The sequence below is a fragment of the Micromonospora sp. DSM 43699 genome, assembly GCF_055517075.1.
This window is the reverse complement of sequence record NZ_JBTMMT010000068.1, coordinates 1-17698: the sequence shown is the minus strand read 5'-3', so window position 1 is coordinate 17698 and position 17698 is coordinate 1. Positions and strand designations below refer to the sequence as shown.

The window sequence follows — 17698 nt, the reverse complement described above, 5'->3', positions numbered from 1 at the left end:
CGACTCATCCGGGGACCGGTGCCCGACGCGCGGGCAGCAACCTGTGGACCGGCGATCCGGGCAGCCCGCGGACCTGCCGGGGGCCGCCACGGCGAGCAGCCCGGGGTCAGCGGACCATGCTGCCGACGACCGGCTTGGTGAGCAGGGCGGACTGGTTGCGCTGGATGCCCGGGTCGAGGGTCTTGGCCACGAAGATGGCGTGCCAGATGCAGAAGATCAGCACCGTCCACACCTTGCGGGAGTTGTCCGCCTCCTCCCGCTTGTGCTCCTCCAGCAGCCGCATCGCGTACGACAGGTCGATCAGGTCGCCGGCGCCGGAGGTGGACAGCACGTGCCGGGCCCACTCGTACATCTCGCCGCGCAGCCAGACCCGGGTCGGGGTCGGGAAGCCCAGCTTCCTCCGGTTGACGATGGCCGGCGGCACGACCCCCTGCAACGCCTGACGCATGGCGTACTTGGTGGCGTCGGAGCGGGGCGGCAGCTTCAGGTCGACCGGGATGGTGGCCGCCACGTCGAAGACCGCCCGGTCCAGGAACGGCACCCGGACCTCCAGCGAGTGCGACATCGAGATCCGGTCCGCCTTGACCAGGATGTCACCGCGCAGCCAGGTGTAGAGGTCGACGTACTGCATCTTGGTGACGTCGTCCAGCTCGGTGCACTCGGCGTAGATCGGGGCGGTGACGTCGGTGTAGCGCACCGAGGGGTCGTAGCGGCGCAGCAGGTGCTGCTTCTCCTCCTCGGTGAACATCCGGGCGTTGCCGTAGTAGCGCTGCTCGATCGGGGTGGTGCCGCGCTCCAGGAAGCTCTTGCCCTTGACCCCCTGCGGGATCGCCTTGGAGACCGCGCGCAGGCCCTTCTGCACCCCGCCGGGCAGGCCGTTGACGGTGCCGAGGGAGAGCGGCTCCCGGTAGATGGTGTAGCCGCCGAAGAACTCGTCGGCACCCTCACCGGAGAGCACCACGGTGACGTGCTCGGCGGCCTTCTTGGCGACGAAGTAGAGCGGCACCAGCGCCGGGTCGGCCACCGGGTCGTCCAGGTGCCAGACGATCTTCGGCAGCGCGTCGATCATGTCCTGCGGCCCGATCTTGGTCGGGATGGTGGTCACGTCGAGGTGCCGGGCCGATTCCTGGGCCACGTCGATCTCGGAGTAGCCGGGCACGTCGTAGCCGACGGTGAAGGTGAGGATGTTGGGGTTGAACTCGCGCGCCAGGGCCACCACGGCGGTGGAGTCGATGCCGCTGGACAGGAACGAGCCGACCGGCACGTCGGAACGCATGTGCATCCGGACGCTCTCCCGCAGCGTCTCCCGGATGTCGTGGTAGAGCCGCTGCTCGTCGGTGACCGGGGCGGGCCGGAACACCGGCCGGTACCAACGTCGGACGTCCAGCCGACCCCCCGGGGACCAGGTCAGGTACTCCCCGGAGCCGATCCGGCTGATCCCCTGGTGCAGGGTGCCGGGCTCGGGGACGTACTGGAGGGTCAGGTAGTGGCTGAGGTTGGCGGTGTCGATCCCGGCGTCGCCCTGGTAGTAGGAGTGCGCGAAGGGCAGCAGCGCCTTCTTCTCCGAGGCGAGGTAGAGGCCGTCGGCGGTCTCCAGGTAGTGCAGCGGCTTGATGCCGAAGTAGTCCCGCGCGCCGAACGCCCGACGCTCCTGCCGGTCCCAGATGACGAAGGCGAACATGCCGCGCAGCCGGGTGAGCACCTGCTCGCCCCAGTAGTGGTAGCCGGCGACGATCACCTCGCCGTCACCGGCGGTGGCGAACTGGGCCCCGAAGGTGCGAACCAGCTCCTCCCGCAGCTCGATGTAGTTGTAGATCTCGCCGTTGAAGGTGAGCAGGTAGCGACCGCCGGCGTACGGCAGCGGCTCGTGGCTGGAGGCGACGTCGATGATCGCCAGCCGCTTGTGCGCGAACACCCCGTCCGCGTAGTGGCCGGTGGCGTCGCCGACCACCTCGACCCCTGTCTCGTCCGGTCCGCGGTGGTGCAGGCATTCCAACGCCCCCGCGATGTTGTCGCGGTGGGCGGCGGCGTTGCCGTTCGCGCTGAAGAAGGCCAGGAGTCCGCACATGGTCGTCATCTTTCCACGCGGCGCAATCCGGTCGCGCGGCACCGCACGACCTGCCCCTCTCCACGCGGCACACGCCCGCTGTCCCACTTCCACGCGGCGCGCGTCGCCTGCGCGGAGCGGTCGGCGGGCACCGCAGGCACCCCGCCGGGCCAACGCCGGGGTACCGTCTGGACGAGCGACGAGGCGGAGGGAGCCGACATGGCCGAGGACCGGACGGACGGCAAGCCGGCGGACGGCACCGAATCGCACGACCCGGATTTTCCGGAGGCGTTCCTGTCCTTCATGCGGCGGGGCTGGCGGGACACCAGTCTGCCGGTCGGCCCCCGGCCGGAGGTCGCGCACCATGCCAAGCGGCGGTCCGCGCTCTCCGCGGCCTTCCCGGGCGAGACGCTTGTCATCCCCACCGGCACCGAGAAGGTACGCGCCAACGACACCGACCATCCGTTCCGGCCGGGCAGCGACTTCGCGTACCTGACCGGCGACCATGACCCGGACGGCGTCCTGGTGCTGCGTCCCAACGGTTCGGGGCACGACGCGACGCTGTACATGCGCCCCCGCTCCTCGCGGGAGACCGACGAGTTCTTCCGCAGCAGGCACGGCGAGCTGTGGGTGGGCCGGCGGCACACGCTTGCCGAGAAGTCCACCGAGCTGGGCCTGCCCACGGAGGACCTGACCGCGCTGGACGGGGCGTTGGCGCGGATGGCGCCGGGGCGTACCCGGGTGTTGCGCGGTTTCGATAAGCGGGTGGACGCGGCGGTGCGGCCGTGGGACGGCCCCCGGGAGGAGGGCCAGCCGGCCCGCGACCGGGAACTGGCCATCGCGATCGCCGAGCTGAAGCTGGTCAAGGACGAATGGGAGGTCGCCCAGCTCCAGGACGCGGTCGACGCCACCGTACGCGGCTTCGAGGACGTGGCCCGCGCGCTGCCTGCCGACCGGGGTGTCTCCGAGCGGCTGCTGGAGGGGATCTTCGCGCTGCGGGCCCGGCACGACGGCAACGACGTCGGCTACAACTCGATCGTCGGGGGCGGCGAGCACGCGACGATCCTGCACTGGGTGCACAACCACGGCGCGACCCGTCCGGGTGAGCTGCTGCTGATGGACATGGGGGTGGAGAACCGCAACCTCTACACCGCCGACGTGACCCGGGTGCTGCCGGTCGACGGCCGCTTCACCTCGTTGCAGCGCCAGGTCTACGACGCGGTGTACGCCGCCCAGCAGGCAGGCATCGATGCGATCCGGCCGGGGGTGGGGTTCCGCGAGGTGCACCTGACCTCGATGCGGGTGCTCGCCGAGGCGCTGAAGGATCTCGGTCTGCTGCCGGTGAGCGTCGACGAGGCGATGGACCCGGCCTCCACGGTCTACCGACGGTGGACCCTGCACGGCACCAGCCACATGCTCGGCATCGACGTGCACGACTGCGCCAACGCACGCAAGGAGAAGTACCGCGACGGCCAGCTCGGCGAGGGCTACGTGCTCACCGTCGAGCCGGGGCTCTACTTCCAGCCGGAGGACGAGCTGGTCCCCGAGGAGCTGCGCGGCATCGGCGTCCGGATCGAGGACGACATCCTGGTCACCGCGACCGGCTCGGTGAACCTGTCGGCCGGGCTACCCCGACGCTCCGACGAGGTGGAGACCTGGCTGGCCGAGCAGCGCGAGGCAGGCCCCCGCCTCCCCGGCTGACCGAGCACCATCCGCAGCGGCTCCGCCGCCGGAGGCGTTCCCCGATGGGTGGCGCGCACTGGCGGCGGGGCCGCAGTCGTCCACCCGCCCCGGCTCCCGTAGCGCCCCCACCCCGCCCGTGCAGCCGTGGGGGACGAGACGGAACAGCCCATGATCGTGCTCGATCCATGATGCAGTGGCATCCCGCCGCCACGAGACCACTACATCGTGGACAACACCGTTGCGTTAGGTGGAACGGCTGTTCGTCAACCACCGCTGCCTCGCCGATCATGGAGTTGTGGTGGGTAACAGAACGCCCGTAAAACCCCCAAAGTCGGCACCACCACTCCATGATCGCCAAGCGGGCCCACCCCGCTCCCCGATCGGGCACTTCCTGTCCCGGGTTGACCAGCCGCCCACGGCGTTAACGCCAAGGTGTTGACATCGTGGAAGCAGCACGATCTTGCAGCCTGCGGGCATGGCGGAAGCTTCACTCCCGGCTCACACTCGCCCTCCCGTTACCTGGGAGCAGCCGAAACGAAGACACCCAAGCCCTGATGCCCGTAAAGATCACCAGCCTCGATCAGGATCGTGATCGCCTGCCGAACGGTCGACTGACTGCCCACCTCGTACAGGGCCGCCAGTTCCTTGGTGGAGGGCAGCTTATGACCGGGCGGCCACTCGCCTTCGGCGATGCGCCTCCTGATGTCAGCGATGATCCGTCGATAGTGCGGCTCAAACCTGCGCGATGTGGACATGCGAGTACTCCCAGCTAGGCACGTCCATCTGATCACGAAGCCGGGAAGAACTTCAAGCGCATCGTTGGCTTCACCGACATTATCGGTAAAGTTCCTTGAGGAACGCCCAGCTAGGCACTGGTCGATCCCCAGCCGGGGCAGTGCGCCGCACCCGCAGCCAGGAACCCCCTTCCGGGCTGGTCGGCGTGCTGCCCCGGCACCCAGCCAGGCAGAGGAGGCACGGTGGAGACGAATACGGAGGTGCCGGTCGCCAGCGCGATCTGGGCGGTCGAGGAGGTGGCCGCCGAGCTGCGCGAGACATACCTCGGGGTGGCCGCCGCGATGGTGCTGCTGGACCGTGTCGGCGCGGGGTGCCCGCACCCGGCGCTGCGGCTGGCCCGGCGCAGCAGCGGGGACGCCCTCGACCTGGCCGGCGAGGTCGACCAGCAGGTCACCGACGGGGTACGCCGACTCCGGGTCGCCGCCGGGCACATCGAGCCGGACACCATCGGTGGGCTGGTCGAGGTGCTGGACAGCGTGGGCAGCCGGTGGAGTGCGGCGGCCGATCGGATTCGGCTTCTCCCGGCCCGGGTCACCGCCGCCGGCCGGCAACTCCGCGACGCGCTCCCCGCCGACGCCCCACCAGCCGACCCCACCGCCCGGCAGGAGCACGACACCGAGACGACCGCGCGGCAGTGGCAGCACGCCGCCGAACAGCTCGACCTGATGGCCGAGTGCCTGACCTCGGCCGTCGCCGCGCTGGCGTCGTACACCGAAGGGTTGTCCGGCGCGACCACCTGAAGTCCCGCACAGCCCGACACGACCGAGAGGCGAGACAGGATGATCTATCGAGCCGGGCGGCGGCTGCTGCCGCAGCACGTCCGCGCCGTCACCTTCGGCACCCGCCGGTGGCGCGGTCTCGACCCCGACCAGGTGTACGCCTTCCTCGACCAGGTCGCCGACGAACTGGAACACCTCACCCGCGACCTGGCCACCGCCACCACCGAGGGTGAACGCATCCGGGCGGCGCTGCGGCGGTGGGGGTCCGGGCACACCGACTGCCGCCGGACCCGGACGGCCCGGAACAGCGGGTGGCCCCGGTGAACGACCCGTGCTGGATCATCCACCTACCGACCAGGCTGACCAGCGTCGACGAGGCCGCCGCCCTGGCGATGGCGTTACGCCGCTCACTCGGCCACGTGCTCGCCATCGACTTCGGCGAGACCACCCTCTCCGAGGAAGACCAGCAGTCCACGCGTACCCGGATCTGGTGCGACGCCCCACTCGACGGCCCCGGCCCCCGCCCATGCCCGGCCGGTCGCTGCGGACGCCCCGCCGGCCACGACGGCGGGTGCGCGCCGACGCCAGAGTGAGCGGCACACGATCATCTGCGTGCTACGAGTAGTCGACACGGCGTGCCGAGTCACGCGCAAATGATCACGAACTGATCACCTCAAGGTCGCTCCGCGTCGTCACGTCGGGCGCACCTTTCACGATCACGCTCGAACCACGAAGTAGTGGCCTTCGGAACTACGGAGGCCACTACTTCGTGCTTTCAGCACGATCTTGCGTTGGCGGGTGGCGGTGGGCATGCGACGCCCGGCCGTCCGGGAATGCGCCTGACCGACGGACAGCGTCCCCAAAGCGGGCTTTCTTCGGTTTTGACCTCATAGCGAGGAACCTTCTCATACCGTGTCTTTCGGGAGCTACAACCGATTTGTAGCAGGGGACGCTCGCTCAGGCGCGGCGACCCTGTCTGGTACGAGGAGAGGGCAGAGAGCTCCGATGTCCAACTACCTAACGAACAACGAAGCCTCCGCGCGGGCGACGGTGAGCAGGAGCCGTCGCAAGCTCTGGCTCGCCAGTGGCGTCGCCGGGTTGACAGGTGTGGTCAGTCTCGCCGCGGTGGGCATCGCCGGCAGCGCCGGGGCGGTCGGGGTGAGCGGACTGAAGTGGAACACCACTCAGCAGGTCACCAAGGACGGCGACCAGGGCCGTGGCGACGAGGGCCCGGACCGTGGCGGCAAGGACGAACACGGGGGCAAGGACCGCGAGCGCGGGAAGGAGGTGCCCTGCGACACCGACAAGCTCATCCAGGCCATCGTCTTCGCCAACAGCCGCGACGGCGGCGTGCTGGACCTGGCCAAGGGCTGCACCTACAACCTGACCCGCAACCAGGACGGCAACGGCCTGCCGGTGATCACCCAGGACATCACCCTGCGGGGTGAACACACCACGATCACCCGGGACGCCACCGCCGACTACTTCCGGATCCTCAACGTGGGTCCCGGCGGTCACCTGAACGTCAAGGGCCTGACCATCAAGGGCGGTCAGACCATCGAGGCGTTCACGGCCGTCGCGCCGGAGGCGGTCTGGGGTGCCTTCTCGGACTCCCAGGCGCTCGCCGCCCAGGTGAAGGCCGGCACGCCGCTGGCCCAGGCGCTCGCCGCCCGGAAGGCGAACCCGAAGGCCGGCCTGAAGGCCGCGCCGAAGGCCACGCCCAAGGCCACCGTGCAGGTGTCGCCGAAGGCCAAGCCTGGGGTCGTCACGCCGCTGGTCCAGGAGCCGGGCATCAACGACGGCGCCGGGATCCTGGTGCAGCCGGGTGGCACTGCCGAACTGTTCGACACCTCGGTGGTGCTGAACCAGTCCGGTGGCAACGGCGGCGGGCTCGCCAACTTCGGCACCACGTCGCTGCGGCACACCGACGTCGCCCACAACACCGCCTTCTTCTTCGGCGGTGGCGTCTTCAACGCCGGCCTGCTCAAGGTCGACGAGTCCACGATCACCGACAACACCGCCGTCATCGGTGGTGGCGGTGTCTCCAACGGCGCCGCGGAGATCTTCACCGAGGACGTCGACGGTGGCACCGTCCTGATCGAGAAGTCCAAGATCACCGACAACGAGACGCTCGGCTTCGGCGGCGGCCTGCTCGACATCGGGGGCAACACCACCGTGCGCTACACGGAGCTCCTGTCGAACACCGCAGTGCTCGCCGGTGGCGGTATCGCCGCAGCGGACGCCCAGGTCAACGTGTTCTACTCGACGGTGGCCAAGAACAGCACCGCGGGCGTGGGCGGCGGCGTGGCCGTGGCCTTCGACAGCGCGGTCACCATCGAGAAGAGCTACCTCAAGGAGAACACCGCCGGCTTCTTCGGCGGCGGGCTGTTCAACGTGGACAGCGTCACCACTGTGCGCGAGTCCGAGATCGTCGCCAACCGGGCCCTCGGTCCGATCGGCGTCGGCGGCGGCATCTTCAACGCCTTCGGCGAGGTCAACCTCAGCCGGACGAAGGTCGCCGACAACTTCGCCACCTTCGCCCCGGGCGGTGTCTTCACCTTCGAGGGCACGGTGAACGTGGACAACAAGTCCGCAATCGTCGCGAACCGTCCGACCAACTGCCTGGCCATCCCGGGCGACACCATCCCGAACTGCTTCGGCTGAGCACCCTCGGGTGACGTGCCACCGGTGACGGCGGCACACCGGGCAGGACGCGCACCGGCCCCCCTCCGCACCACGCGGAGGGGGGCCGGTCGTCGTCGGATCAGCGCTGGACGAAGACCGCCACGCTGCGTGCCGGCACGGTGAAGGTGCCCGCCGCCCGGTCGAACGACGCGGTCCGCAGCACCGGGTCGGCCGAGCCGGCCAGCACCGGGTGCAGGGTGGTGTCCGTGCCGCGCAGACCGGTCACCGTCTGCTTCGCCGCCGTCGGGGTGCCGTTGAAGACCACGGTCACCGACCTCCACCGGCCGCCCAGCCCCCGGGCGTCCAGGGTCATGGTGAGCACACCCGGGGTCTCCTTCACCCCGGACAGCGGGAACGCGACCCGCTGCTGCACCTGCTCGGCGGTGGACAGCCCGAACACCGGCGAGGACTGCCGGATCCTCAGCAGCTCCGCATACCGGGCGTCGGCCAGGTCGATCGCGGCGCAGTCCGGCACCAGGGACGGATCGGCCAGCAGCGGCTTCGCGTACGACCACTTGTCCTGGTTGTCCGCCGCCGGGGGCAGGCCGGCACCGAACCCGTTGCCCTGGGTGCAGTCCCAGCGGATCTGGTTGAACCAGTCGCCGGAGTTGTAGGAGTTGCGGTCCAGCGACTTCGAGCGCAGCCGCTCGGAGCCGGCCGCCACGAACCCGGTCCCCTGCCCGAGGGCGGTGGTGGCCAGGGCCAGCACCTGCATCCGGGCCCGGTCCGCCGCCGAGGTGCCCGACGGCAGTTTGTACGCCAGCGCGTCGTACAGGATCTCGTTGTCGTGCGCGTCGACGTAGGTGACCGCCTCACCTGGGGCGGCGGTGTAGCCGGCCGGCGAACCGTTGTAGTCCACCTGCGCCCCGGTGACCCGCCGGCCGGTGGAGTCGGTGAACCGGTAACCGCGCAGGTTGCCGGTCAGCCCCACCTTGATCAGGTCCTGGGAGTGCAGCAGCCGGGCCTTCTGCTCGGCGGTGCTGCCGTTCACCTCGTCACCGTTGGGGTCGGTGTAGAGGCCGGAAGCGAATCCCTGCACGCGCGGATTGCCGTCGAAGGGACCGCCGCCGCGTACCGCGTCCCGGAGCCGGTCGTTGAAGGTGCCGATACCGGTGCCGGCCATGTTGGCCTGGGTGGCCTGCACGAACCGGGCGTCGTCGGCGACCTCGCCGAAGTTCCAGCCCTCGCCGTAGAGCAGGATCCGCCGACCGTCGACGCCGTCGCGGGCGAGGGTCAGCTTGTCCAGCGCGGCCCGTACGGCCAGGATGTTCGCCTTGGGGTGGTGGCCCATCAGGTCGAACCGGAAGCCGTCCACCTTGTACTGCTTCGCCCAGACGACGAGCGAGTCGACCACCAGCTTGCCCATCATGGCGTGCTCGGGGGCGGTGTTGGCGCAGCAGGTCGAGTCGGCGACAGTGCCGTCGTCCAACTGCCTGTGGTAGTAGCCGGGCACCACCTGGTCCAGCACCGACTTCGCGTCGGTGCCGGCGGCGGAGGTGTGGTTGTAGACCACGTCCAGCACCACCCGCAGGCCGGCTCCGTTGATTCCGGCGACCATCCGCCGGAACTCGGCGGTCCGCTGCGCCCCGTCCGGGTCGACCGCGTAGCCGCCCTCCGGGACCGTGTAGTGCAGTGGGTCGTATCCCCAGTTGTAGCCGTCGGTGTCGGCGACCGCCGCGACGCACGCCTGTTGCCGGTCGGAGTCCGGTGGCAGTTTCGCCAGGTCGCAGGCGGGCTGCCGCTGGTCGGCCCGCTTCTCGGGGATGGTGGCGAAGTCGAACACCGGCAGCAGGTGCAGGTAGTCGACCCCGGCGTCACCGAGGGCGGTCAGGTGCTTCATCCCGGCCGTGCCCGGGTCGGTGAAGGCCAGGTAGGTGCCCCGCCGCCCGGCCGGCACGGTGCTGTCGGCGATGGAGAAGTCGCGTACCGACAGCTCGGAGATCTGCGCCTTCGACGCGGCCGGCGCGGCCGGCTTGCGCAGCCCGGACCAGCCGGCGGGGGCGAGCGCCGGGTCGGCCAGGTCGACGATCTGGCTGTGCGTGGAGTCGGCGGCGAGCGCCACCGAGTAGGGGTCGGTGACCGACGCGGTGACGATCTTCTGGGCGGCCGGCTGCCAGGCTTCGACCCGGTAGCGGTAGTAGCGGCCGGTCCAGTCGCGGCTGCCGTGCACCGACCAGACGCCGGTGCGGTCGTCGCGGCGCATCGCCACCGTGCGCGGCGACGCCGACGGCATGTCGAACAGTTCGAGCGCGACCGTCCGGGCGGTGGGCGCCCAGACCGCGAGCGTGGGCACCTTCCCGGCGAAGGTGACGCCGAGCGTCGCGTCGGTGGCGGCGCGGTAGACGTCGTCGAGCACGCCGGGGATCTGCACCCCTGTCGCGCGGAGCAGCGCGCCTCCGGCGTCCCGCTCGGTCACCACGAGTTGCCCGCGCAGCGCCGCCGGCACCCGGGCCAGGTCCGCCCGGTCCAGGCCGAACGCCTGGTGGGCCCAGAGGTGCGGGAAGGCCGCGCGTTGGACCTCGGTGAGCCCGTTGCGCTGCGCCCGCAACGGCAGCGAGGTGTACGTCCCGGACAACTCGCCGTCGACCACGCTCAGCCCGCCGGCCGGGGCGGCCACCAACGCGTACGCCCTGCCGTCGGTCGGGCCGGTGGCCCAGACCACGGTGGACCTGTCGATCCACTGGGCCTGCTGTTTCGTGATGTCGACGTCCTTCCCGGCGCCGGCGGCCGAGGTGGGCAGCAGCCGGCCGGGCACCCCGCCCAGCAGCCAGACCTCGTGGCCGACCCCGGTGAGGTCGAGCCGCTGGTCGTCGGGCTGATCCTTGGCGTCGCCGCGGTGGATGATGTAGTTGAGCCCGGTCGCGCCAGCAGCCAGCGGCACCCGGAACAGCGCACCGAACGAGTCGACCTTCTCGGGCAGGAGCGGGGCGGACCAGTCGGTCGGGGTGGCCGCGCCGTCCCACAGGTGCAGGCCCCACCCGGCGTAGTCGTTGTCGGCCTTGCGCCAGTGGATGATCGCGGTGCCCGGGTCGACGGCCGGGTCAGGTTCACCGGTGGCGGCCTGCCGGGTGGGATAGAGCGCCGGGTCGCCCTGCTTGACCCAGACCTCGCCGGTGGTCGTCACGTCGACGGTGCGGTCGGTGGCGACGTCCTTGTTGCCGGTCTTGTCGACCACCAGGAAGCCGACCGACTTCGCCCCGGGCTTGAGTTTGACCCAGGCGAACCGGCCGTACGAGTCCTCCCCGGCGAACGGCTGCCCGGCGGGCCACTCGGTCACGTACGCCGGGTCGAGGTCGCCCCAGGCGTAGAGCCCCCAGTCGTCGTAACCACCAGCGGGGCGCTGGTAGTGCACCACCAACCAGTCCCGGGACGCGCCCTGCGCCGGGGTGCCGACCACGCCGGTCGACCGGGCGGAGGTGGTCCGTCCCTTCCCGTCCCGGACCACCGCCTTGTACTCGACCCGGGTGCCCCCGGCCAGCCCGGTCAGGTCGTGGTGCACGGTGTACGGCGCGGTGTGCGCGCTGCCCAGCAGGGTCCACTTGCCACCCGAGACCCGGGCGGCGACGGTGACGGTGGCCAGCGGGTCCCCGGTCACCTGGGCGGTGACGGCGGCCCGGGTGGCGACCGGGTCGGCCCCCGGCGCGGTGAGGGTGACGGTCGGCTTCGCGGTGGCCTGCGGCACGGCCCGACCGGCGCGGAACACCACCGCCGACCCGGCCGGCACGGTCAGGCTCAGCTTCCCGTCGGCGCCGGTGGTCGGGGTGGCCGTGCCACCGTAGATGCCGGTGAATACGGTGCCGGGCGTCCAGGTGTCCACTGTGACAGTCTGCGGGGTGCCGGCGTTGTTCACCGCCACCAGGTACTCGGTGCGGTCGGCCGGGGAGATCCGGGAGAAGGCGAAGACGCCCGGCCCGTCGGCGGCGTACCGGGTGACCTGGACGCCGTCGCGCAGCCCGGGGTGCGCGGCCCGCAGCCGGCCCAGCTCGGCGATGGTCCGGTACAGCGGGTGGGTGGTGTCGAACTGGTCGCTGGCGTGGGTACGGGTGGTGCCGATCAGGTCGTCGTCGAGGTAGTCCGCCGTCCGGGTGGCGAACATGTCCTGCCGGGCGTCCTTGTCCCCGCCGGGGCCGGTGAAGCCCTGCTCGTCGCCGGAGTAGACGACCGGCTGCCCCCGGGTGAGGAACATCAACTGGTGGGCGAGCCGGTCCCGGCCGAGCTGCCGGGCGTCGTCCCCACCGGCGGCGGCGACGAACGAGCCGATCCGGCCCATGTCGTGGTTGCCGAGGAAGGTGGTCAGCCGGCCGGCGTCGGTGTCCCGCGCGGCGTACAGCGAATCCTTGGCGTAGACGTCGGCGAGGGCCTTGGCCGGGCCGTCGGCGGCGGTGTAGGCGCGGGCCGCCTCCTGGAAGGAGAAGTCCAGGGTGGCCGGCAGCCCACCGCGCCGCACGTAGGTGGAGGTGACCTCCTGGTCGGCGCTGTAGACCTCGCCGAACATGAAGAAGTCCTTCTTCCCGGCCTTGTCGGCGGCGCGCTTGATGCCCTGGCTGAACTGCGGCCAGAAGTCGAGGTTGACGTGCTTGACGGTGTCCAGCCGGAAACCGTCGACGTCGGTGCTGGCGATCCAGTCGCCGTACGCCTTGGTCAGGCCCTTGACCACCTCGGGACGCTCGGTCCACAGGTCGTCGAGGCCGAAGAAGTCACCGTACTCGCTGTTCTCCCCGGCGAAGGTGGAGTCGCCCCGGTTGTGGTACATCGTCGGGTCGTTCAGCCAGGCCGGCACCTTGACGCCCGCGTCGGCCGCGCTGGCGAAGGTCGGCGTGTACGGGCCGGCGTCGGTGTTCACCTTCGGGAAGGCCCGGGTGCCGTCGGCGTAGTTGCGGTCCTCGAACTCCCGCCCCTGCGCGTCGGTGTACGGCGAGGTCTTCTTGTCGACGTAGGCGTACTTGCCCTCGGCGTAGGAGATGACGTCGGCGGTGTGGTTGACGATGACGTCGAGGTAGACCTTGATGCCCCGCCGGTGGGCCAGCGTGACCAGGCGCTTCATCTCCTCGTTCGTGCCGAAGTGCGGGTCCACCTGGGTGAAGTCGGTGATCCAGTAGCCGTGGTAGCCGGCGGAGACGTCCGCGCCGCTGCCCTGGACGGGACGGTTCTTGAAGATCGGCGCCAGCCAGATGGCGGTGGTGCCGAGACCCTGGATGTAGTCGAGCTTGTCGATGACGCCCTTGAGGTCGCCACCGTGGTAGAAGCCCTTGTCCGTCGGGTCGAGGCCGGTGCGCAGCCGGTCGCCGGTCAGGCCACCGGTGTCGTTGCGTCGGTCGCCGTTGGCGAACCGGTCCGGCAGGACGAAGTAGAACTGTTCGGCGCGGCCCCTACCGGTGCCGGCGGCGAGCAGGGCCTCGGTGGAGGGTTCGGCGCCCCACTGGGCGGCACCGGCGGCCGCGAGTGCATCGACGGTGGACGGCCGGTCGGTGCTGTCGGCACCGAGCTGGCGGACGGCGACCGGGACGCCGACGAGTGCGAGGGTGAGGGTGGAGACCAGGGCGAGCAGCGCCTTGCGCGGCAGCGGCGGGGGTTTCATCGACGGCCTTCCTATGGTCGCTGATTCGCCCGCACGCTAGCCCTTGCGGAAAAGTTCTGCAATACCTTGCAAACCAAGTCGCAACAAAGCAGCAACCTTGCACAAGACGCGGTCAACCGGCTGCCCGGCGGCGTGGCTGCCCGGTGGCGTGGCTCAGAGGCCGGAGCAGGCCACGCCGTCGACCGTGCACCGCGACGGCCGGATGCTGCCCCCGGTGTTCTCGAAGTGGAACCGCAACGGCACCGAGGTACCCGGCCCGACGTCAACCCCGCTGGTGTACGTGAACACCCCGCCGGACATCCGGGAACTGCCCTGCGGAGCCCCCTCCACCCACGAGGTGACCAGCCGGCTGCCGGCCGGCGGGACCAGCCGGACCGTCCAGGACCGGGACACCCGGTCGCGGTTGTACAGCAGCACCTCGCCGATGAACGCCTCGTTGTTCCAGCTGTCCATCACCCGGAACCGGCCGGTCACCGGTGACGACGGTGGCGGAGGCGGAGGCGGTGCCGGTGGCGGCGTGGTCGGGCCGGGCTGCGCCGCGCCCCCGGCCACGGGCGGCGGCGGGACCACCCCGCCGGCCGGTGGCGGAAGCGCGTCCCCACCGGTCGCCGGCTCACCCGGTACGACGTCGGCGGGCAGCTCGACCGGGGGCAGGTCGGTGCGGCGGGGCGTCAGCCCCGGGACGACCGGCTCGGGCAGGTTCGCCGCCACCCGCGCGGGGTTGGTCGCCCCCGATCCGGGCAGCGAGTAGGTCGGTGCCGGATCGGCCGGGCTGGCCTCGAACGCCGGTCCACGGCTGCGGTACGACGCCGACGCGACGATCAGGAGCACGACCATCACCAGCACACCGGCGGCGACCACGATCCATGGCGACGACGCCAGCGCACCCGCTCCGTGTGTTCGCGGCTGCGCGCGACGCATGCCGGACATGACCCTCCCTGGTCGGCCCCGTCCGAGAAGAGTAACGATTCAGGTGATTGTCGGAAAGTGCCCGACGTCCGGAGTTTGTCCTAACCGGACAGTTCGCCCGGATCAGCCCCGTACCCGTAACGCGTCCACCTGGAAGTAGACCCCGTTGCGCTTGACCGCCCAGATCGTGTAAGCCCCGCGGGGCAGGTCCCTGACGCTGAAGACCGTCTGCTGCGGCTGGTACCGGTCCGCCCGCGCACTCACCCGCTGCTGCTTCACCGGCCGGCCACCGGCATCGACGATCCACACGTCGGCGTCACCGTACTCGGGGTCGCGCGAGGTGATGTAGTCCAGCCCGGTGCCGGTGAACGTGAAGCTGAAGGAATCCCCGTCGTGCAAGGTGTAGTGCACGTCGTTGCGGTGGTCGCCGTACGGCCGGTCCCGGGAGACCGCCCACCGACCACGGTAGTTGACGCCCGGAGCGTCGTCGTTGAGCAGCGTGGTCGGCGTCGGTGAGGGCGTCGCGGTCGACGGCGTGACGGATGCCGACGGCGTCGCCGACCGGGACGCGGTGGGCGTCCGCCCGTTCGGGGGTGGCGCGGCACCGGGCCAGCCGCCGGAGTCCCGCCTGGTCCGGGTGGGCGACGGGGACGACGACGGCAGGACCGACGCGGTCGCCACCGGCACCCCCGGCACCATGACGGCTTCGCTGCGGGAACCGGCACCGTGCTCGGCGTAACGGTCGTGACCGAAGACCGCCACCATCGCCTTGACCATCAGGAAGATCAGCACGATCACCGCGATCGAGGCGAGTATCCAGGGCAGGACGGCGACCACGTACGGCAGCCGAGAAGTCCACCGCGTCCCACGCGTCCCCGGCATGATCCTCCTCGGTCGACCCCGCACGCAGAGATTAGCGACCGTCCAGTACAGATGATCACAGGGGGCGGAGGGCGGGAATCCGTTCAGCCGGTCCGGACGACGGTGCAGATCGCCGGGCCGTCCTGGGTGTCCCGCAGCAGGTAGCGGTAGCGTTCCCCGACCACCAGCCCCGGCAGGGCGTAGCAGCCGGCGATGGCGGGCACGTCGCCGGTGGTGAGCGCCACCCCGTACCTGTCGGAGAAGTCGCTCAGCGTGTCGATGTCGGTGGATGCTCTCACGGCGTCACCAGTTGCCGTCGCCGGCCGTCGGCAAACCTCACCGGGGCGGGATCCGCACCTCGATCTCCGCGCCGAGCCGCGCGTCACCGGTCAGGTCCAGGTCGTCACCGCTCCAGAACCGGCCCGGGTCGTACCAGTTCGGCCGGCGGCCGGGCGGCAGCAGGCCCATCGCCTCGTAGGTCACCGCCACCACCTCCGCGCAGTACGCCGTCTCCAGCGCGCGGTCCCCGGCCTGCCGGTCGGCCGACCCGTCGTCGCCCCGGCCCCGACCCGGCAGGGGCAGCGGCAGGCGCAGATGCGGGACCCGCCCCCGCGCCCAGCGCCAGGCCAGTTGGGCGGTGGAGGGGAACGGGGTGCCGTCGAGCCGGGCCACGGTCTGCAACACCGCCTGCTCCATCGCCAGGTCGGCCGACGGTTCGAGCTGACGCAGCCAGGCCCGCTGACCGTACCGGTTGGCCCAGACGCAGACCGCGTCGCGCAGGTCGTGCAGCTGAACCCCGCGTTGGTGGCTGCCGGTCCACATGTCCCGCAGCGACCGCCCCAACTCGGCGTGCCACATCAGCGGCGGCATGTCGTCAAGCACCACCGCCATGCCGACGTGGTTGACGGGACTGTTGGTGGTGAACTGGATGGCCCGGTCCGGCACGCTGCGGCCCCGGAACACCCAGACGTCACCGGTACGGGTCAGGTCGACGGCCTCGTCCAGGCTGATGCTCATGAGCGTCTACCCTAGGCCGATGCGGCAACGGATGCGGTGGTGGAAGGTTCTCGGGTTGGCCGGTCTCGCGGGCGTCGCCGCGACCGGGGCGGTCGTCGCCCGCGCCGAGCGGCGTCGTCGCGCGTACACCCCGGAGGAGATCCGGGACCGGCTGCGCGAGCGGCACGCCCAGGCCGCGAAGCCCGACGGGTCGGCCTGACCAGGGCCGCTCGTCACCTCGTCGCGGCCGACCGGGACGGACGACGGATGGCCCGCGCTGCCGGCCGACGGTGGGCCGTCCACCGTGGCGGTGACGTGGCGATCTCGACGGTGTTGGCGCGGTTCTCGGCGCGTCGGCGGGACAGCCGGCCAGGCCGCGGGCGTTTAGGCTCACCGGCATGAATGGTTCGATCGCGCAGCAGCCCTTCGTGCTGTCGCCGCCCGGCGCTCTGGTCGAGCGGCAGGGCCGGGTCGACCTGCACCTGCCGGCCGACGCCGGCCCGCACCCCGCGGTGGTGCTGGTGCACGGCGCACCGCTCCCGCCGGGCACCGACGATCCCCGTGACTGGTTGCTCTACCGGGGTTACGGCGCGCTCCTCGCCGAGCAGGGCCTGGTCGCCGCCGCTATCAGCTACCAGGTGACCGACCTGGCCGAACTGCCGGCCACCGCCGACGACATCGCCGGCCTGGTCGACCTGGTCCGGACCGATCCGCGGGTCGACGCGGACCGGGTGGTGCTCTGGTTCTTCTCCGGTGGGAGCCTGCTGGCGGCGGACTGGCTGCGCGCGGCACCGGCATGGTTGCGGGGGATCGCGTTGACCTATCCACTGCTCGTCCCGTTGCCCGGCTGGGACGTCGACAAGCGTTTCCTGCCGATCGGTGCCCTCGAAGCCGGTACGCCGACGCCGGTGGTGCTGACCAGGGCCGGCCAGGACAAGATCCCCCAGGTGCTGATCGGCATCGCGGCGTTCCTCGACGCCGCCGACCGGGCCGGTCGACCGGTGCGGCTGGTGGAGGTACCGGACGGCCAGCACGCCTTCGACATCCTGGACCACACGGCGCAGTCCCGGGCTGCGGTCCAGGCGGCCCGGGATGCGGTGGTCGACCTGCTCCGCGCCGACTGACCCGGGTCCACCACCTACCGCCCGCCGTCCGCCGTCCGACCGGATGTCCGGTTCATCCCGGAGGTTCCGCACCGGACAGGCCCGTTCGTGCCCGGATGTCCCGTGGCCGGGGCCACCCCCACGGCGGAATCGCCGCCGGGGCCGCGGCGTTGTACCTGGCATACCACCGCCACTCCCCCGGGAGACGGCCCCCGGAACCCCGACCACGGAATGCGGTCCCCACCGGGTTGGTTACACCCCCTCGGACACCCGAAGCAGGTCCCCCCGACCGCCGGGCCATCCCCCCTTACCCCCGCAGGCC

14 protein-coding genes are annotated in these 17698 nt (G+C 71.1%); 7 read left to right on the top strand and 7 right to left on the bottom strand.

Annotated elements, in window-relative coordinates; translation table 11 throughout:
- Window positions 1-106 precede the first annotated feature (106 nt).
- Window positions 107-2068, bottom strand: a complete 1962-nt coding sequence (gene asnB / locus AC0AIB_RS25535) for an asparagine synthase (glutamine-hydrolyzing) (RefSeq protein WP_328345075.1) — start codon at window positions 2066-2068, stop codon at window positions 107-109.
- A 198-nt stretch (window positions 2069-2266) separates the two neighbouring features.
- Here asnB and AC0AIB_RS25530 point away from each other — a divergent pair, with 198 nt between their 5' ends.
- Window positions 2267-3748 (top strand): aminopeptidase P family protein, encoded by a 1482-nt coding sequence (locus AC0AIB_RS25530; protein WP_465097647.1) that lies wholly within the window; start codon window positions 2267-2269, stop codon window positions 3746-3748.
- Between the two features lie 497 nt (window positions 3749-4245).
- On the opposite strand, the gene AC0AIB_RS25525 is transcribed toward AC0AIB_RS25530, so the two are convergent.
- A complete protein-coding gene (locus tag AC0AIB_RS25525; protein WP_465097646.1) occupies window positions 4246-4485 on the bottom strand; it encodes a GntR family transcriptional regulator in 240 nt (79 codons plus the stop codon).
- A 222-nt stretch (window positions 4486-4707) separates the two neighbouring features.
- On the opposite strand from AC0AIB_RS25525, the gene AC0AIB_RS25520 reads away from it, so the two are divergent.
- The 4 genes from AC0AIB_RS25520 (at window position 4708) to AC0AIB_RS25505 (ending at window position 7908) form a co-directional block, all read left to right on the top strand.
- Window positions 4708-5265, top strand: a complete 558-nt coding sequence (locus AC0AIB_RS25520; protein ID WP_328345069.1) for a hypothetical protein — start codon at window positions 4708-4710, stop codon at window positions 5263-5265.
- Window positions 5266-5304: 39 nt separating this feature from the next.
- Window positions 5305-5568: a DivIVA domain-containing protein gene (locus tag AC0AIB_RS25515; RefSeq protein ID WP_328345067.1), complete on the top strand. Its 264-nt coding sequence runs from the start codon at window positions 5305-5307 to the stop codon at window positions 5566-5568.
- Complete coding sequence (locus tag AC0AIB_RS25510) at window positions 5556-5837, top strand: hypothetical protein (protein ID WP_328345065.1); 282 nt, start codon at window positions 5556-5558, stop codon at window positions 5835-5837. The genes AC0AIB_RS25515 and AC0AIB_RS25510 overlap by 13 nt, the downstream gene beginning before the upstream one ends.
- A 412-nt stretch (window positions 5838-6249) precedes the next feature.
- Window positions 6250-7908 carry a hypothetical protein gene (locus AC0AIB_RS25505; RefSeq protein WP_328345063.1) on the top strand — a complete coding sequence of 553 codons (1659 nt, stop codon included), beginning with the start codon at window positions 6250-6252 and terminating at the stop codon, window positions 7906-7908.
- 100 nt (window positions 7909-8008) lie between these two features.
- On the opposite strand, the gene pulA is transcribed toward AC0AIB_RS25505, so the two are convergent.
- The 5 genes from pulA to AC0AIB_RS25480 all read right to left on the bottom strand — a co-directional run bounded on the left by pulA (window position 8009) and on the right by AC0AIB_RS25480 (window position 16294).
- On the bottom strand, window positions 8009-13507 hold the full coding sequence (gene pulA, locus AC0AIB_RS25500; RefSeq protein ID WP_465097645.1) for a pullulanase-type alpha-1,6-glucosidase: 5499 nt from the start codon (window positions 13505-13507) through the stop codon (window positions 8009-8011).
- Between the two features lie 153 nt (window positions 13508-13660).
- Window positions 13661-14437 carry a cellulose binding domain-containing protein gene (locus AC0AIB_RS25495; protein WP_465097644.1) on the bottom strand — a complete coding sequence of 259 codons (777 nt, stop codon included), beginning with the start codon at window positions 14435-14437 and terminating at the stop codon, window positions 13661-13663.
- A 102-nt stretch (window positions 14438-14539) separates the two neighbouring features.
- Window positions 14540-15298 (bottom strand): hypothetical protein, encoded by a 759-nt coding sequence (locus AC0AIB_RS25490; RefSeq protein ID WP_328345058.1) that lies wholly within the window; start codon window positions 15296-15298, stop codon window positions 14540-14542.
- A gap of 83 nt (window positions 15299-15381) precedes the next feature.
- Entirely contained in the window at window positions 15382-15576 is a 195-nt protein-coding gene (locus tag AC0AIB_RS25485) for a hypothetical protein (RefSeq protein ID WP_465097643.1), read from the bottom strand.
- Between the two features lie 37 nt (window positions 15577-15613).
- Complete coding sequence (locus AC0AIB_RS25480; RefSeq protein WP_328345054.1) at window positions 15614-16294, bottom strand: hypothetical protein; 681 nt, start codon at window positions 16292-16294, stop codon at window positions 15614-15616.
- A 19-nt stretch (window positions 16295-16313) separates the two neighbouring features.
- Here AC0AIB_RS25480 and AC0AIB_RS25475 point away from each other — a divergent pair, with 19 nt between their 5' ends.
- On the top strand, window positions 16314-16493 hold the full coding sequence (locus AC0AIB_RS25475; protein WP_328349124.1) for a hypothetical protein: 180 nt from the start codon (window positions 16314-16316) through the stop codon (window positions 16491-16493).
- A 178-nt stretch (window positions 16494-16671) separates the two neighbouring features.
- The gene (locus tag AC0AIB_RS25470) at window positions 16672-17397 is read left to right on the top strand and encodes a dienelactone hydrolase family protein (RefSeq protein ID WP_328345052.1); all 726 of its coding nucleotides are present in this window, start codon (window positions 16672-16674) and stop codon (window positions 17395-17397) included.
- Window positions 17398-17698 lie beyond the last annotated feature (301 nt).

Bases quoted from the DNA above. Each gene is read 5' to 3' on its own strand.
- pulA (WP_465097645.1), bottom strand. From the start codon at position 13,507: ATGAAACCCCCGCCGCTGCCGCGCAAGGCGCTGCTCGCCCTGGTCTCC.
- AC0AIB_RS25490 (WP_328345058.1), bottom strand. From the start codon at position 15,298: ATGCCGGGGACGCGTGGGACGCGGTGGACTTCTCGGCTGCCGTACGTG.
- AC0AIB_RS25480 (WP_328345054.1), bottom strand. From the start codon at position 16,294: ATGAGCATCAGCCTGGACGAGGCCGTCGACCTGACCCGTACCGGTGAC.
- AC0AIB_RS25495 (WP_465097644.1), bottom strand. From the start codon at position 14,437: ATGTCCGGCATGCGTCGCGCGCAGCCGCGAACACACGGAGCGGGTGCG.
- AC0AIB_RS25470 (WP_328345052.1), top strand. From the start codon at position 16,672: ATGAATGGTTCGATCGCGCAGCAGCCCTTCGTGCTGTCGCCGCCCGGC.
- AC0AIB_RS25515 (WP_328345067.1), top strand. From the start codon at position 5,305: ATGATCTATCGAGCCGGGCGGCGGCTGCTGCCGCAGCACGTCCGCGCC.
- asnB (WP_328345075.1), bottom strand. From the start codon at position 2,068: ATGTGCGGACTCCTGGCCTTCTTCAGCGCGAACGGCAACGCCGCCGCC.
- AC0AIB_RS25530 (WP_465097647.1), top strand. From the start codon at position 2,267: ATGGCCGAGGACCGGACGGACGGCAAGCCGGCGGACGGCACCGAATCG.
- AC0AIB_RS25525 (WP_465097646.1), bottom strand. From the start codon at position 4,485: ATGTCCACATCGCGCAGGTTTGAGCCGCACTATCGACGGATCATCGCT.
- AC0AIB_RS25475 (WP_328349124.1), top strand. From the start codon at position 16,314: ATGCGGCAACGGATGCGGTGGTGGAAGGTTCTCGGGTTGGCCGGTCTC.
- AC0AIB_RS25505 (WP_328345063.1), top strand. From the start codon at position 6,250: ATGTCCAACTACCTAACGAACAACGAAGCCTCCGCGCGGGCGACGGTG.